At 74.5% G+C, this 15,638-nt stretch carries 12 protein-coding genes; 7 read left to right on the top strand and 5 right to left on the bottom strand.

Going from position 1 to position 15,638, the window contains the following annotated elements:
* Window positions 1-22 precede the first annotated feature (22 nt).
* Window positions 23-934: an aldose 1-epimerase family protein gene (locus ACZ5HG_RS05805; RefSeq protein WP_464180997.1), complete on the top strand. Its 912-nt coding sequence runs from the start codon at window positions 23-25 to the stop codon at window positions 932-934.
* 78 nt (window positions 935-1,012) lie between these two features.
* On the opposite strand, the gene ACZ5HG_RS05800 is transcribed toward ACZ5HG_RS05805, so the two are convergent.
* From ACZ5HG_RS05800 to ACZ5HG_RS05790, 3 genes are all read right to left on the bottom strand, one after another.
* On the bottom strand, window positions 1,013-1,960 hold the full coding sequence (locus ACZ5HG_RS05800; RefSeq protein ID WP_464180996.1) for a M15 family metallopeptidase: 948 nt from the start codon (window positions 1,958-1,960) through the stop codon (window positions 1,013-1,015).
* Window positions 1,961-2,246: 286 nt separating this feature from the next.
* Window positions 2,247-3,290: a hemolysin family protein gene (locus ACZ5HG_RS05795; RefSeq protein WP_464180994.1), complete on the bottom strand. Its 1,044-nt coding sequence runs from the start codon at window positions 3,288-3,290 to the stop codon at window positions 2,247-2,249.
* On the bottom strand, window positions 3,287-4,633 hold the full coding sequence (locus ACZ5HG_RS05790) for a hemolysin family protein (protein ID WP_464180993.1): 1,347 nt from the start codon (window positions 4,631-4,633) through the stop codon (window positions 3,287-3,289). The genes ACZ5HG_RS05795 and ACZ5HG_RS05790 overlap by 4 nt, the downstream gene beginning before the upstream one ends.
* A 165-nt stretch (window positions 4,634-4,798) precedes the next feature.
* Here ACZ5HG_RS05790 and ACZ5HG_RS05785 point away from each other — a divergent pair, with 165 nt between their 5' ends.
* The 4 genes from ACZ5HG_RS05785 to ACZ5HG_RS05770 are packed head-to-tail and all read left to right on the top strand — an operon-like array spanning window position 4,799 to window position 8,525.
* Window positions 4,799-5,584 carry a response regulator transcription factor gene (locus tag ACZ5HG_RS05785; protein WP_464180992.1) on the top strand — a complete coding sequence of 262 codons (786 nt, stop codon included), beginning with the start codon at window positions 4,799-4,801 and terminating at the stop codon, window positions 5,582-5,584.
* Complete coding sequence (locus ACZ5HG_RS05780; protein WP_464180991.1) at window positions 5,581-6,672, top strand: sensor histidine kinase; 1,092 nt, start codon at window positions 5,581-5,583, stop codon at window positions 6,670-6,672. The genes ACZ5HG_RS05785 and ACZ5HG_RS05780 overlap by 4 nt, the downstream gene beginning before the upstream one ends.
* Window positions 6,673-6,729: 57 nt before the next feature.
* Window positions 6,730-7,722: an ABC transporter ATP-binding protein gene (locus ACZ5HG_RS05775; RefSeq protein ID WP_464180989.1), complete on the top strand. Its 993-nt coding sequence runs from the start codon at window positions 6,730-6,732 to the stop codon at window positions 7,720-7,722.
* Window positions 7,719-8,525, top strand: a complete 807-nt coding sequence (locus ACZ5HG_RS05770) for an ABC transporter permease (protein ID WP_464180988.1) — start codon at window positions 7,719-7,721, stop codon at window positions 8,523-8,525. Before ACZ5HG_RS05775 ends, ACZ5HG_RS05770 begins: the two co-directional genes overlap by 4 nt.
* A 15-nt stretch (window positions 8,526-8,540) precedes the next feature.
* Here ACZ5HG_RS05770 and ACZ5HG_RS05765 read toward each other — a convergent pair whose 3' ends face one another.
* Window positions 8,541-9,122 (bottom strand): MarR family winged helix-turn-helix transcriptional regulator, encoded by a 582-nt coding sequence (locus ACZ5HG_RS05765; RefSeq protein ID WP_464180987.1) that lies wholly within the window; start codon window positions 9,120-9,122, stop codon window positions 8,541-8,543.
* Between ACZ5HG_RS05765 and ACZ5HG_RS05760 the strand changes: the two genes are divergently transcribed.
* A complete protein-coding gene (locus ACZ5HG_RS05760; RefSeq protein WP_464180985.1) occupies window positions 9,121-10,389 on the top strand; it encodes a multidrug effflux MFS transporter in 1,269 nt (422 codons plus the stop codon). The genes ACZ5HG_RS05765 and ACZ5HG_RS05760 overlap by 2 nt on opposite strands.
* A gap of 278 nt (window positions 10,390-10,667) precedes the next feature.
* Window positions 10,668-14,561 carry a multifunctional oxoglutarate decarboxylase/oxoglutarate dehydrogenase thiamine pyrophosphate-binding subunit/dihydrolipoyllysine-residue succinyltransferase subunit gene (locus ACZ5HG_RS05755; protein ID WP_464180984.1) on the top strand — a complete coding sequence of 1,298 codons (3,894 nt, stop codon included), beginning with the start codon at window positions 10,668-10,670 and terminating at the stop codon, window positions 14,559-14,561.
* Window positions 14,562-14,658: 97 nt separating this feature from the next.
* Here ACZ5HG_RS05755 and ACZ5HG_RS05750 read toward each other — a convergent pair whose 3' ends face one another.
* Entirely contained in the window at window positions 14,659-15,633 is a 975-nt protein-coding gene (locus tag ACZ5HG_RS05750) for a GlxA family transcriptional regulator (protein WP_464180982.1), read from the bottom strand.
* Window positions 15,634-15,638: the final 5 nt, after the last annotated feature.

Raw genomic sequence — 15,638 nt, 5'->3', positions numbered from 1 at the left:
CCGCGCCCGCTACCGTGTGAGCGTGAACATCCCCGCACCCACCGGCCGTCAGCACGCCCTCGCGCTCGGCGACCAGCTCGCCGTCGTCACCGAGGTCGGCGCGAGCGTCCGCAGCTACTCCGTCGGCGGCCGCGACGTCGCCCTGCCGTTCGCCGAGGACGTCCTCGCCCCGGCCTTCTCGGGAGCGGTGCTGCTCCCCTGGCCCAACCGTCTGCGCGACGGGCAGTACACCTGGGACGGCACCGCGTACCAGGTGGCCGTCACCGAGCCGGACCGCTCCACCGCCCTGCACGGGCTGGTCGCGCACGCGCGCTTCGAGCCGGTCGGCACCCCGAGCGCCACCGAGGTCACCCTCCGGCACGACCTGGTCCCGACCCCCGGCTACCCGTTCCCGCTGCGCACCGACGTCACGTACACGCTGTCCGAGGCCGGGCTGCGCGTGCAGGTGACCACGACCAACCTCGGCGCCGAGGCCGCGCCCTACGCGATCGGCTTCCACCCGTGGCTGTCCCCCGGTGACGCCACGGTCGACGAGTGCACGCTGCGGGTCGACGCCGCCGCGCAGGTCACCGTGGACGAGCGCCTGCTGCCCACCGGCACGGTCCCGCTGACCGGCGCCGCCGACCGGCGCACCCCGCAGCCGCTGGCCGGCGTCCCGCTGGACGACGCCTTCGTGGACGTGACCCGCGACGCCGACGGCCTGGCGTGGATCGTGCTGGGCTCCCCGGACGGGCACGCCTCGGCCGTGTGGATGGACGGGTCGATGGACACCTGGCAGGTGTGCACCGGCGACGGCATCCCCCGGATCGACCGTCGCGGCGTGGCCGCCGAGCCGATGAGCGCCATCGCCGACGCCTTCCGCACCGGCGAGCGCCTGGTCCGCCTGGAGCCGGGCGCCGCGCACACCGTCACCTGGGGCATGGCCCTGCTCTGACCCTCCCCCTCCCCGCACGCCGAAGGGCCCCGTCCGATCCGTCGGACGGGGCCCTTCGTGCAGGTGCCTGCCTGGAGGTCAGCCGTAGTACTCGCCGTCGGCCATGACGCCCTTGGTGTACTCCCAGTGCCAGCGCTCGTAGGGGCCGGAGCCGCCCGGCTTCGCCCAGGCCGGGTTCTCCCAGCCGAACAGCGGGGCGTTCTCGTTCAGCCACTCCCACTGGGTGCCGGTGGTCTGCGTGGTGCACAGGTCGACCGCGAGGCCCCAGCCGTGGTTGCTGCGACCGGCGGGGGCGGCGAGGCTGCCCTTGGCGGCCTTGACCGCGCGCTGCTCGGCGAGCGTCCGGTAGCCGGAGGACAGGCACAGGTCGGTGCCGAAGCGGGTGACCCACATCGCGTTGAGCCCGGCCAGCGCCTCGGCGGCGTCGGCGCGCAGCTCGGTCTTGCCGTCCCAGAGGTAGCAGAGGTCGGACTGCGGGATCTGCCCGTTGGCCGCACCGGTGGAGGCCTGGCCGTCGCAGCCCGGCAGCACCTCGCGGGTCTCGGACCGGCTGACCTCGACCTGCGAGCGCAGGGCCGTCGCGTCGCTGGACAGCAGGGAGGCCGGCGGCAGCACGCTGCCGGGCGAGGAGGTGAGCGCCTGGACGGTGTCCGGCAGCGTCAGGTCGGCGGCGGTGTCGTCGATCGCGTCGTCCCCGCCGCGCGCGGACTGCTGCGACAGCGGCACCGCCACGGTCACCGCGGCCAGGCAGGCCAGCACGCCGGCGCGGGCGCTCCAGCGGGCCAGGGCCCCGTGCCCGATGCCCAGGACGCCGCGGTGCACGGTCCGGGTGCGGCCGTCGGGCGCGGGCGTGGTGATCGGGATGACGAGCGAGTCCACCGGCAGCTCGGTCGGCTGCTCGGCGGTCTGCTGCGCAGCGGTGCGACCATGGTCGCGGGCCTGCCGCCGGGTGCCCTGCTCCGCCTCGCGGAGCTGGCGCCGCGTGGGGACGCCACCATCAGGCGGCAGCACGCGGTGCGAGGGCACGCAGACCTCCGGAGGGTGGAGTACGAGGCGGGTCCGTCCGGGTCACGCGTCACCGCGTGGAGGGGTCCCGTCAGGACGATCACGAAACCATAACGGGCCGGGTGGTCGGGTTCCAAGCCCGCACGCGGGTGGATCTGGTCGATCTCCGGGGTCCCGGCCTGCCGAAACGTGTCGGCCCGCCGGAGAGATGTGACCAAGGTCCCAACTTTCCCGTCCCGAGGGCAGCCCCGGGCAGGGCCCCCGGGCACGGCCGCGGCGCGTCGGGTGGCGCGGCCGCGGCCGTCGACTACCGCAGGTGACCCCGCTGCATCGCGTCCCGGACCTCGCCGACGAGCTCCTCGAGGATGTCCTCCAGGAACACCACGCCCACGCAGGCGCCGTCCGCCTCCACCCGTGCCAGGTGCACGCCGGAGCGCTGCATGGCGGCCAGCGCCTCCTCCACCTCGTCGCCGGGCGCCACCACCGCGAGCGCCCGCACCCGCCAGGTGGGCACCGGCATCAGGCGGCTGTCGTCGTCGGCGTAGAGCACGTCCTTGACGTGCAGGTAGCCGGTGGGGCGCCCGCCGGGGCCGGCCACCGGGAACCGGCTGAACCCGGTGCGGGCGACCTGCTGCTCCACCTCCGCGGGGGTGACGTCGGCGGGCACCGCGACCAGGTCGGCCAGCGGGACCATCACGTCGGCGGCGGTGCGGTCGGAGAACTCCAGCGCGCCGGACAGCAGCCCCTGGTCGTCGGCGAGCAGCCCCTCGGCCCGGGACTGCTCCACGATCGACTGCACCTCCTCGGCGGTGAAGGCGGAGGCGACCTCGTCGCGGGGGTCCACCCGGAACAGCCGCAGCACGTGGTTCGCCACCCAGTTCAGCGCCGAGATCACCGGGCGCACCACGCGACCGAGCCAGACCAGCGGTGGCCCGAAGACGAGCACCGCCCGGTCCGGGCCGGACACGGCGAGGTTCTTCGGCACCATCTCGCCCAGCACCACGTGCAGGTACACCACGACGAGCAGCGCGACCACGAAGGCGATCGGGTGCGTCCACTCGCTGCTGACGCCCAGGGCGTGCAGCGGGTCCTCGATCAGGTGCGCGATGGCGGGCTCGGCGACCAGGCCGAGGCTGGTGGAGCAGACGGTCACGCCGAGCTGCGCGCAGGCGAGCATCAGCGAGACGTGCTCCATCGCCCACAGCACCGTGGTCGCGCGACGGTCCCCCGCCTCGGCCAGCGGCTCGATCGCGGAGCGGCGCGCGGAGATCACCGCGAACTCCGCGGCGACGAAGAAGGCGTTGCCGGCCAGCAGCAGCACGGCCAGCGCGAGGGCGACCCCGGGGCTCATCGGTCCTCCCCCGCGGTCGCCGCGTCGTCGGCGGCGGCGCCCGCACCGGCCTCCGCCGGTCGGACCAGCACGCGCTCCACCCGGCGCCGGGCCATCGACTCGACGCTGAGGCGCACGTCGCCGGCCAGCACCTCGTCGCCGACCTCGGGCACCCGGCCGAGCGCGGCCATCACCAGACCGCCGAGGGTCTCGTAGCGGCCGTCCTCGGGGACGACCAGGCCGGTGGTCTCGTGCAGCTCGTCCGGGCGCAGCAGGCCGGACACCATCCAGGCGCCGTCGGCCCGGGGCGAGGCGGCGGTGCGCCGGCGGTCGTGCTCGTCGGCGACGTCCCCGACCAGCTCCTCGACCACGTCCTCCAGGGTGACGACGCCGGAGGTGCCGCCGTACTCGTCCACCACCACCGCCATCTGCATGCCGTGGTCGCGCAGCTCGACCAGCAGCGGGCCCAGGCGCACGGTCTCCGGCACCCGCGGCGCGTCGATCATCAGCGCAGCCGCCGGCACCTCTCCGCGCTTCTCGTAGGGGACGGCGATGGCCCGGCGCAGGTGCACCAGACCGACGATGTCGTCGCTGTCGTCGCCGATCACCGGGAACCGGGAGTGCCCGGTCTCGCGGGCGAGCCGCACCACCTCGGCGGCGGGCTCGTCGCGGCGCAGCACCCGCACACGCTGCCGGTCGGTCATCACGTCGACGGCGGTGAGCTCGGAGAACTCGATGGAGTTGGTGAGCAGGGTGGCGGTCGAGGCGTCCAGCGTGCCGACCTGTGCGGAGCGGCGGACCAGCGAGGCGAGCTCCTGCGGGGAGCGCCCGCCGGACAGCTCCTCGCGCGGCTCCACGCCGAACCGGCGCAGCAGGGCGTTGGCGCTGGAGTTGAACAGGGTGATCAGCGGACGCAGGGCGGAGGTGAAGCCGGCCTGGATCGGGGCGACCCCGCGGGCGGTGCCGAGCGGGTGGCTGATCGCGAAGTTCTTCGGCACCAGCTCCCCGAACAGCATGGAGAACCCGTTCACCAGGATCAGCGTCAGCACGCCGGCCACCGCGCCGCCGATCGCCTGCCCCAGCGGGCCGGTGAGCGCACCGCCGAGCAGCCGGCTCACCGCGGGCTGGGTGGTGTAGCCGAGCAGCACCGTGGTCAGCGTGATGCCGACCTGGGCGCCGGACAGCTCCGTGGACAGCCGGCGCAGCGCCTTGAGCACGCTGCGGCCGCGGCGGTCGGCCGAGGACGGGTCCTTGGCGACGACGCCCGGGTCCAGCGTGACCAGGGAGAACTCGCTGGCGACGAACACGGCGGTGCCGGCGGTGAGGAGCACGCCGAGGCCGACCAGCAACCAGTCGGTCAGCACACGTCACCACCGCGGGGGCGCCGGGCGGGGAGGATCAGGAGGCAGAGGAGGCCGGCATGGTCGCACCCGGGCTCGGAGGCCCGGGCGGCGTGCCGGCAGCGACTTGAGCTGCTCATGGTGGCGACATCATACGAAACCTCCACATGCGTGTGACAGGCTGAGCAGATGTCGTCTGTGAACCGTCCCGGCGTCGGTGCCGGCCCCGCCAGCGGCCCTGCTCCGACCGGCACCGCCACGGTGCTCGTCGTCGAGGACGAGCCCGCCATCGCGACCGCGGTCGCACGTCGCCTGGCCGCCGAGGGCTACCAGGTCGAGACCGTCGGCGACGGCCTGGCCGCGGTGGACGCCGCCGCCCGGCTGACCCCCGACGTGGTGGTGCTCGACGTGATGCTCCCGGGGATCGACGGGCTCGAGGTCTGCCGCCGGATCCAGGCCGAGCGCCCGGTGCCCGTGCTGATGCTGACCGCCCGCGACGACGAGACCGACATGCTGATCGGCCTGGGCGTCGGCGCGGACGACTACATGACCAAGCCGTTCTCCATGCGCGAGCTGGTGGCCCGGGTCAAGGCGCTGCTGCGGCGTCAGCAGCGGGCCGCGCTCGCCGCCGAGATCGCCGCGACCTCCGCCGAGTCCGAGCCGCCGGTGGCGGTGGGCGACGTGGTGATCGACCGCGCCCAGCGCCGGGTGCACCGCGCCGGCGAGGAGGTGCACCTGACGCCGACCGAGTTCGACCTGCTGCTCGCGCTGGCCGCCAGCCCGCGCACCGTGCTCACCCGCGAGCGCCTGCTGGCCGAGGTCTGGGACTGGGTGGACGCCTCCGGCACCCGCACGGTCGACTCGCATGTGAAGGCTCTGCGCAGGAAGCTCGGCGCCGACCTGATCCGGACCGTGCACGGCGTCGGCTACGCGCTGGAGCCGGTGGCGCCGGGGACGGGCGCCGACCCGGCGTGACCGCTCCCCGCCACCAGCGCACGGTGCTCCGCCCGGGGCGCCTGCCGGACGTGCGCCCGCTGGACCGGCTGCGCTCGATCAAGATCAAGCTCGGCGTGCTCGTCGCGCTGACCGTGTTCGTGGCGGCGCTGCTCACCTGGCTCGGGCTGAACAACTCGCTCGGGCCGACGCGGACGTTCCCGGTGGTGATCATCCTGGCGCTGGTGGTCACGCAGATCCTGGCGCGCGGCATGACCTCGCCGCTGCGCGAGATGACCTCGGCGGCGCGGGCGATGGCCGCGGGCGACTACAGCCGTCGCGTCCGGGCGACCAGCCGGGACGAGGTGGGGCAGCTCGCGACGGCGTTCAACCGGATGGCGGACGACCTGGAGCAGGCGGACACGCTGCGCCGGGAGATGGTCGCGAACGTCTCGCACGAGCTGCGCACGCCGGTGACGGCGCTCCAGGCGCAGCTGGAGAACATCGTGGACGGGGTGAGCGACGCCGACCCCGCCACCATGAAGGCGGCGCTGGCGCAGACCCAGCGGCTCAGCCGCCTGGTGTCGACGCTGCTGGACCTGTCGCGGATCGAGGCCGGCGCGGTCGAGCTGACCGTCGCCGACGTGCCGGTGCAGGACTTCCTGGCGGAGGCCGCCGAGGAGGCCGGGCTGATCGGCGCGAGCAAGAACCTCACGTTCCCGGTGGTCGTCGAGCCGGCGAACCTCACCGTGCCGGCGGACCGCGAGCGCCTGCACCAGGTGGTCGCGAACCTGGTGCAGAACGCGGTGCGGCACTCCCCTCGCGGGGCCCCGGTCCGGCTGGAGGCGCACCGCGCCGGCGGCTGGGTGCGGATCGACGTGATCGACCAGGGCCCCGGCATCGCCCCGGACCAGCGCGAGCGGGTGTTCGAGCGGTTCGCGCGCGGCAACACCCCGGCGATCACCGGGCAGATCTCCACCGGCGGCACCGGGCTCGGGCTGTCGATCGTGCGCTGGGCGGTGACCCTGCACGGCGGCACCGTCGAGGTCGCGGACACCGAGCAGGGCTGCACGATGCGGGTGATGCTGCCCTCGCGCCGGTCCAGCCGGCCGACCGCCGGGGCGTTCTGAGCGATCCCGCTGCCGAAACCCTGTTCTAGTCGCACTAGAACAGGCTAGGGTCGATGCATGTCAGCCGCCGACACCCCCGCCCTCGAGGTCAGTCGACTCACCAAGACGTTCGGGTCGGTCCGCGCCGTGGACGACCTCTCGTTCAGCGTCCGCCCCGGCCGGGTCACCGGCTTCCTCGGCCCGAACGGGGCCGGCAAGACGACCACCCTGCGCATGCTGCTCGGCCTGGTGCGCCCCACCTCCGGCACCGCGACCATCGGTGGTCGCGCCTACCGCGAGCTGGAGCGCCCGCTGCGCACCGTCGGCGCCGCCCTGGAGGCCGCCGACTTCCACCCCGGGCGCTCCGCGCTGGACCACCTGCGGGTGCAGGCGCCGCACGCCGGGGTCCCCGACTCCCGCGCGCACGAGGTGCTGGCGCTGGTCGGGCTGACCCAGGCCGCCAAGCGCCGGGTCGGCGGGTTCTCCCTCGGCATGCGGCAGCGGCTCGCCCTGGCGACCACCCTGCTCGGCGACCCGCCGGTGCTGCTGCTGGACGAGCCGGCGAACGGCCTGGACCCCGAGGGGATCCGCTGGCTGCGCGACCTGCTGCGCGCGCTGGCCGCCGAGGGCCGCACGGTGCTCGTGTCCAGCCACGTGCTGTCCGAGGTGCAGCAGACCGTGGACGACGTGGTGATCATCGCCGGGGGCCGCCTGGTGCACGCCTCCACGCTGGCCGACCTGACCCGGATGGCCGAGCCGCAGGTACGGATCACCTCCCCCGACGTCGCCGGGCTGGACGCGCTGGTCGCGCGGGCCGGCTGGCAGCGGGTCGCCGGGCACGCACCGGCGCCGGGGGTGGCCGACCTGGTCGGCACGGACACCGCCGCCGTCGGGCACGCCGCGCACGAGGCGCACCTCGAGGTGCACGGGCTGAGCAGCCACGGCGTGACGCTGGAGGAGCTGTTCCTCCGGCTCACCGCGCCGCCGCCGCCCGGACCCCCGCCGGGGGCACCCGGTGCGCCCGGGTCCGTCGCCCCCGCGCCCGGTCTGCCCGAGGGAGGTGCCCGGTGAGGGACACGCTGCGCTCCGAGTACCGCAAGCTCGTCACCACCCGCACCTGGTGGGTGCTGCTGCTGGTGATGGCGCTCTACATGGCGTTCCTGGGCGCCGTGCTGGCCTTCTCCTTCACGATCACCCCGGGCGGCGACGTCACCACCGACATGCCGCAGGACCTGTCCCCCGCCGCCGTAGCGCTGGCGGTCTACACGCTGGCCGCCTCGCTCGGGTACGTGTTCCCGGTGCTGGTCGGCGCGCTGTCGGTGACCGGCGAGGTGCGGCACCGCACGCTGACGCCGACGCTGCTCGCCCAGCCGGACCGCACCCGCCTGATCACCGCGAAGATGATCTCCGCCGTGCCGCTCGGCCTGCTGTTCGGCGTGGTCGGCACGGTGTTCACCGTGCTGCCCGGTGCGCTGGTGCTCGCGCTGCGCGACCAGCCGACGATGCTCACGGACCCGGACGTGCTGCGCACGCTGGCGCAGACCGTGCTCGCGCTGGCGGTGTGGTGCGTGGTCGGCGTCGGCTTCGGCTCCGCCCTGACGAACCAGGTGGTCGCCGTGGTCGCCCTGCTCGCGTTCACGCAGTTCGTCGAGCCGCTGCTGCGGGTGCTGCTGACCCAGGTCGACGCGCTGGCCGGCGTGCAGAAGTTCCTGCCGGGGGCCGCGGGCGAGGCGATCAGCGGCGGGTCGGTCTACGCGAGCGCCGGGATGGCCGATCTGCTCAGCCCCTGGCAGGGCGCGCTGGTGCTGATCGGCTACGCGCTGGTGCTGGCCGCGATCGGCCGGATGACGACCTTCCGCCGCGACATCACCTGACGTCCGCGGCCCGCGTCAGCGGGGCGGTTCGGCGCGCAGCACCGCCACCAGCCGCTCCAGCGGCTCCACGGCCTCGCGCACCAGCGCGGCGTCGGCGGGCGGCAGCGTGTCGAGGGCGTCGGCGAGCGTGCGCGACCAGCCCTGCTCCACCGGCTCGCGCCGTCGGGCGGCGTGCTCGGTGGCGACGAGGCGGGTGACCCGGCGGTCCTGCGGGTCGACCTCCCGGCGGAGCAGCCCGCGCTCGACCAGCCCGCGCACGGCGGCGCTGACGTTGCTCTGCCGCAGCGCGAGCGCCTGGGCCACGGCCCCGACGCTGGCGCCCGGGTGCCGGTCGACGTGCCGCATGACCTCGAACTCGGTGGGCGGCAGCGGCGGGTGCGGGCTGCCGTCGTCGTCGGTCTGCCCGCCCTCGCCGATCTGGCGCACCGCCCAGGACAGGTCGTGCAGCACGGAGCCCAGGCGGCGGAGCAGGTCGGCGTCGTCGCGGGTTATGGAGCGATCGTAGCGGCCGATCCATATGAGTTCATATGTATCATGGCGGACGACGGCGGCGATCACGCCCCGGCCGTCCCCACCCCGCTTGGAGCACTCCGTCATGCCCGACAACCTGCGCACCGCCGAGCCCGGCGCCCTCGCAGCACCCGTCCTCAACCTGCCCTCCCCGGTCGGCCTGCCCGCGATCACCACGGTCGTGCTGGCGGCGCTGACCGCGATCACCCCGCTCGCCACCGACATGTACCTGCCGGCGTTCCCGCGGATGGCCACCGACCTGGGCACCACCGCCTCGGCGATCCAGCTCACGCTGACCGCGTTCATGATCGGCCTCGCGCTGGGCCAGCTGGTGATCGGCCCGCTGTCCGACCAGCGCGGACGCCGCGGCCTGCTGCTCGCCGGCACCGCCGTCTGCGCGGTCGCCGGCCTGGTGTGCGCGCTGGCGCCCTCGATCGGGGTGCTGGTGGTCGCGCGGTTCGTGCAGGGCTTCGGCGGCGCGGCCGGCGTCGTGCTCGCCCGCGCGGTGATCGCCGACCGGGCCTCCGGGGTCGCGGCGGCCCGGCTGTTCGCGGTGATGATGATGATCCAGGGCGTCGCCCCGGTGCTCGCCCCGCTGGTCGGCGGCGGCCTGGTCACCGCCGTGGGCTGGCGCGGGGTGTTCGGCATCCTCGCCGCGCTCAGCGCCCTGATGATCGTCGGCGTGCTGCTCCGGGTGCCGGAGACGCTGCCCGCCGAGCGCCGCACCCGCGGGCTCGCCGCCTTCGGCCGGGACGCGCGCGCCGTGCTCACCAACCGGCGCTACCTCGGCTACACCGCCACGCTGGTGCTCGGCTTCGCCGCGATGTTCGCGTACATCTCCGCCTCGCCCTTCGTGCTCCAGAACATCCTCGGGCTGTCCGTCGGCTGGTACTCGGTGGCCTTCGCCGCGAACGCGCTCGGGCTCGCCGGGGTCTCCGCGCTCGCCGGGCACCTGGTGCAGCGGGTCGCCCCGCGCCGGCTGCTCGCGATCGGCGTGACCGCGGTGCTGGTGCTCTGCGCGCTGCTGCTGGTGGACGTCGCGGTGCTCGACCTGCCGCGCTGGCCGACGCTGGTGCTGATGTTCCTCACGGTCAGCGCGCTCGGCCTGGTGTTCGGCAACGCCACCACGCTCGCCACCGACGAGGTCGCCCGCACCGCCGGCACCGGATCCGCCGTGATGGGCGCCCTCCAGTTCGGGCTGGCGGCGGTGGTGTCCCCGCTGGTCGGCCTGCGCGGGGAGCACGACGCGCTGCCGATGGCGCTGACCATGCTCGCGGCGGCCGTGCTCGCCGCGGTGGCTCTGGTGACGCTGACCCGGGGCGGGACGGGCGCCCCGCAGGCGGACCGCGACTGACCGCGCGGTGGTCTGCACCTCGCCCGTGCGGGGGACGCGCAGGGGGCGTGCAGACCACCGCCATGCCCACCGATGACGTGCGCCCGACCCGCCCCTGACCTGGACCTGGCCCATCACCTCGCCGACACCAGAACCACCCGCGAGCCGCGCGCTCTCGACGGGAGATGACACGGGGTCACGACGTAGGGTGGGGCTTCGACAGATCCGGCGATGACGCGGTCCTGCGGGCCGCGGAGGAAGTGGGCGATCCTCGCGTGTCCCAGCATGCCGAGCCAGACGTGAGCCGGGCCGACTTCGGCGCGAACGCGTGGCTGGTGGACGAGCTGTACGAGCAGTACCTCCAGGACAAGACCGCGGTCGACCCCGCGTGGTGGGACTTCTTCGAGGGGTACCGCCCGTCGGTGCCCGCGACGACGTCCTCCGGCGCCCCTGACGCGGACGGCGCGGCGCCGTCCGACGGTGCGGCGCAGGACGGGAACGGCCCGGTCGGCGCCGGTGCCACGGGGACCACCGCGGTTGCCGGGACCCCCGCGCCGGCCGCACCCGCGCCGGTCGACGCGGCCCGGGTCGACGCCGTGCCGATCGTCTCCCCCGCGCCCTCCCCGGAGCAGGCCGCCCCCGCGGCGCCCGCCCCCGCACCGGTCCCGCAGTCCACCCCGGCGACGGCGCCGGCCGGCCCGCACGCCCCCGCCGAGCCCGAGCCCGCGCCCGCCACCTCCCCGGTCGCCACCGCGCAGCCCGCCACCGCCCCCTACGCCGCGCTGGCCACCGCCGGCCGCGACGCCGGCCCCGCCGAGGACGCCACCGACAGCGTGGAGCGCCTGCGCGGCCCCGCCGCCCGGGTGGTCACCAACATGGAGGCCAGCCTCGAGGTGCCGACGGCGACCTCCGTGCGCGCCATCCCGGCCAAGCTGCTGGTGGACAACCGGATCGTCGTCAACAACCACCTGGCCCGCGGCCGGGGCGGCAAGATCTCCTTCACGCACCTGATCGGCTTCGCGCTGGTCGAGGCCGTGGGCGAGATGCCCGCGATGAACTCCGCGTACACGCAGGTGGACGGCAAGCCCGGCGTGCTGGCGCCCGCACACGTCAACCTGGGCCTCGCGATCGACCTGGCCAAGCCGGACGGCACCCGCCAGCTGCTCGTGCCGAGCATCAAGCGCGCCGAGACGCTGGACTTCGCGCAGTTCTGGACCGCCTACGAGGACGTGGTGCGCCGCGCGCGTGGCGGCAAGCTCACCGTGGACGACTTCGCGGGCACCACGATCTCGCTGACCAACCCCGGCACGATCGGCACGGTGCACTCGGTGCCGCGCCTGATGCAGGGCCAGGGCACGATCGTCGGCGTCGGCGCGATGGAGTACCCGGCGGAGTTCCAGGGCACCTCCGACGAGCACCTGAACAAGATCGGCGTGTCCAAGGTGCTCACGGTGACGTCCACCTACGACCACCGGATCATCCAGGGCGCGCAGTCCGGCGACTTCCTGCGGATCCTGCACCGCAAGCTGCTCGGCGAGGACGGCTTCTACGACCGGGTGTTCGCCTCGCTGCGCGTGCCCTACGAGCCGATCCGCTGGGTCAAGGAGGCCGCCGACCCGGACGCGGAGGCGATCAAGCCCGCCCGGATCGCCGAGCTGATCCACGCGTACCGCTCGCGCGGTCACCTCATGGCGGACACCGACCCGCTGGCCTACCGGCTGCGCAAGCACCCGGACCTCGACGTGCAGACCCACGGCCTGTCGCTGTGGGACCTCGACCGCAGCTTCCCCACCGGCGGGTTCACCGGCAAGCCCCGCGCCACCCTGCGCCAGGTGCTCGCCCTGCTGCGCGACTCCTACTGCCGCACCACCGGCGTGGAGTACATGCACCTGCAGGACCCGCGGCAGCGCCGCTGGCTGCAGGAGCGGCTCGAGTCCGGCTACGCCCCCACCCCGCGCGAGGACCAGCTGCGGATCCTGCGGCGGCTGAACGGCGCCGAGGCCTTCGAGACGTTCCTGCAGACCAAGTACGTCGGGCAGAAGCGCTTCTCGCTGGAGGGCGGCGAGTCCGTCATCCCGCTGCTCGACGCGATCCTGTCCCGCGCGGCGGAGGGCGGCCTGGACGAGGTCGCGATCGGCATGGCGCACCGCGGCCGGCTCAACGTGCTCGCCAACATCGCCGGCAAGTCCTACGGGCAGATCTTCAGCGAGTTCGAGGGCAACCAGGACCCGAAGTCCGTGCAGGGCTCCGGCGACGTCAAGTACCACCTGGGCACCGAGGGCGTGTTCCGCGCCGAGTCCGGCGCCAGCACCCGGGTGTACCTGGCCGCCAACCCCTCGCACCTGGAGGCGGTGGACCCGGTGCTCGAGGGCATCGTGCGCGCCAAGCAGGACCGGATCGACCTCGGCGGCGACGGCTTCTCCGTGCTGCCGATCCTGCTGCACGGCGACGCGGCCTTCGCCGGTCAGGGCGTGGTCTTCGAGACGCTCAACCTGGCGCAGCTGCGCGGGTACCGCACCGGCGGTACGATCCACCTGGTCATCAACAACCAGGTCGGCTTCACCACCGGCCCGTCGTCCTCGCGCTCCTCGCAGTACGCCACCGACATCGCCAAGGGCCTGCAGGTCCCGGTGTTCCACGTCAACGGGGACGACCCCGAGGCGTGCGTGCGGGTGGCCGAGCTGGCCTTCGAGTACCGCGAGCAGTTCGACCGCGACGTGATCATCGACATGGTCTGCTACCGCCGGCGCGGGCACAACGAGGGCGACGACCCCTCGATGACCCAGCCGCTGATGTACAACCTGATCGAGGCCAAGCGCTCCGTGCGCAAGCTCTACACCGAGGCGCTGGTGGCCCGCGGCGACATCACCCTGGAGGAGGCCGAGCACGTGCTGCGCGACTACCAGTCGCAGCTCGAGCGCGTGTTCGCCGAGACGCGGGAGGACGGCTGGACCCCGCCGCCGCCGGACGCCGAGCCGGTCGCCGGCCTGGAGCGCCCGGAGTCCCAGCGCGAGGACGCCGGCATGATCATCGGCTGGCAGACCGCCGTGACGCCGAAGGTGCTGGAGCGGATCGGCGCCTCGCACGTGCGCCCGCCGGAGGGCTTCACCGTGCACCCCAAGCTGGCGCAGCTGCTCGCCAAGCGGGAGCAGATGTCCCGCGAGGGCGGGATCGACTGGGGCTTCGGCGAGCTGCTGGCCTTCGGCTCGCTGCTGATCGAGGGCACGCCGGTGCGGCTCGCCGGCCAGGACTCGCGACGCGGCACCTTCGTGCAGCGGCACGCGGTCCTGCACGACCGGGAGACCGGCGCCGAGTGGACCCCTCTGCTGTACCTGTCCGCCGACCAGGCGAAGTTCTGGGTCTACGACTCCTCGCTGTCGGAGTACGCGGCCCTCGGCTTCGAGTACGGCTACTCGGTGGAGCGGCCGGACGCGCTGGTGCTGTGGGAGGCGCAGTTCGGCGACTTCGTCAACGGCGCGCAGACCGTGATCGACGAGTTCATCTCCTCCGCCGAGCAGAAGTGGGGCCAGCACTCCTCCGTGGTGCTGCTGCTGCCGCACGGCTACGAGGGGCAGGGCCCGGACCACTCCTCCGCGCGGATCGAGCGGTTCCTCCAGCTGTGCGCCGAGGGCAACATGGTGGTGGCGCAGCCGACCACGCCGGCCTCGTACTTCCACCTGCTGCGCCGGCAGGCCTACGCCCGCCCGCGTCGCCCGCTGATCGTCTTCACCCCGAAGTCGATGCTGCGGCTCAAGGCCGGCGCCTCCCCCGTGGAGGAGTTCACCACCGGGACGTTCCGCCCGGTGATCCCGGACGAGGCCGCCGCCGAGCGGGCCGCGTCGGTCGACCGGGTGCTGCTCTGCTCCGGCAAGGTCTACTGGGACCTGGTCGCGCAGCGCACCGAGCGGCAGGACGAGCGGACCGCGATCGTGCGGCTGGAGCAGCTGTACCCGCTGGACCACGAGGCCCTGCGCACCGCCCTGGCGCCCTTCGACGGGGCCGAGCTGGTGTGGGTGCAGGACGAGCCGCGCAACCAGGGCGCGTGGTCCTACGTGTCGCTGGCGATGCCGCAGGTGGTCGGCGCCCCGGTCCGCGCGGTGTCGCGCCCGGCCTCGGCATCCACGGCGGCGGGGTCGGCGAAGGCCCACCAGGCGGAGCAGGCGGACCTGCTGCGTGAGGCGTTCGAGCGCTGACGTCCGCTCCGGCCGGGTCCGGACGACGCAGAGGGCCGGGTCTCGCCGAGGGCGGGGCCCGGCCCTCGTGCGTGCGCCGACGGCACCCGGGGGGCCGTCACGCCACGCGGGCGGCCTCCTCGGCCTCGGTCGTGCACGCGAACTGCCGGCGGTAGGCCTGCGGGCTGGTGCCGAGCACCCGGGCGAAGTGGTGCCGCAGGATCGCCGCGCCGCCGAAGCCGCTGCGCCGGGCGATCTCGTCCACGCCGGCGGAGGTCCGCTCCAGCATCTCCTGCGCGCGCACCAGCCGCTGGCGGGTCACCCAGGCAGCCGGGGTGGTGCCGGTCTCGGCGCGGAACCGCCGGGCGAAGGTGCGCTCGGACATCAGCGCGCGGGCTGCCAGGTCCGGCACGGTCAGCTCGGCGTCCAGGTGCTCGACCATCCACGCCAGCAGCGGACCGAGCGTGTCGGCGTCGCAGGGCAGCGGCGTGTCGACGTACTGCGCCTGCCCGCCGTCCCGGTGCGGCGGCACCACCATCCGGCGCGCGACGGCGGCGGCCTGGCGGGCACCGAGCTCGCGGCGGACCAGGTGCAGGCAGGCGTCGATGCCCGAGGCGGTGCCGGCGCTGGTGATCACCCCGTCGTCCTCCACGTAGAGCACGGCGGGGTCCACCTCCGCGCGCGGGTAGCGGCGGGCGAGGTCGTCGGCGTACATCCAGTGCGTCGTGCAGCGCCGGCCGTCCAGCAGCCCGGCCTGCGCCAGGGCGAACGCCCCGGAGCAGATGCTCATCACCCAGGCGCCCCGGGCCCGGGCGGCGCGCAGCGCGTCGAGCACCGGCTCGGGCACCGCGGCCGAGGCGTCGAAGGGCAGCGCGATCACCAGGTCGGCGTCCTGCGTGGCCTCCAGCCCGTCCGGCACGGTGAGCGCGAGCCCGGTCTTCATCGGCAGAACCCCCGGCTCCGGGGTGCAGACGGTCAGGTCGAAGGTCGGGCCGCCGGTGTCGGACCGGTCGATCCCGAACACCTCGCAGACCAGACCGAGCTCGAAGGGGGCGAGGCCCGGGACCGCGATGGCGGCGACGCGCTGGAGCATGCGGC

The sequence above is a fragment of the Cellulomonas sp. GTC20042 genome, from assembly GCF_055389595.1.
Note: the sequence above shows the minus strand (reverse complement) of the source record. Positions and strands in the feature narration are given on the sequence as shown.

Bases quoted from the DNA above. Each gene is read 5' to 3' on its own strand.
- ACZ5HG_RS05795 (WP_464180994.1), bottom strand. From the start codon at position 3,290: ATGAGCCCCGGGGTCGCCCTCGCGCTGGCCGTGCTGCTGCTGGCCGGC.
- ACZ5HG_RS05785 (WP_464180992.1), top strand. From the start codon at position 4,799: ATGTCGTCTGTGAACCGTCCCGGCGTCGGTGCCGGCCCCGCCAGCGGC.
- ACZ5HG_RS05775 (WP_464180989.1), top strand. From the start codon at position 6,730: ATGTCAGCCGCCGACACCCCCGCCCTCGAGGTCAGTCGACTCACCAAG.
- ACZ5HG_RS05760 (WP_464180985.1), top strand. From the start codon at position 9,121: ATGCCCGACAACCTGCGCACCGCCGAGCCCGGCGCCCTCGCAGCACCC.
- ACZ5HG_RS05765 (WP_464180987.1), bottom strand. From the start codon at position 9,122: ATGACGGAGTGCTCCAAGCGGGGTGGGGACGGCCGGGGCGTGATCGCC.
- ACZ5HG_RS05750 (WP_464180982.1), bottom strand. From the start codon at position 15,633: ATGCTCCAGCGCGTCGCCGCCATCGCGGTCCCGGGCCTCGCCCCCTTC.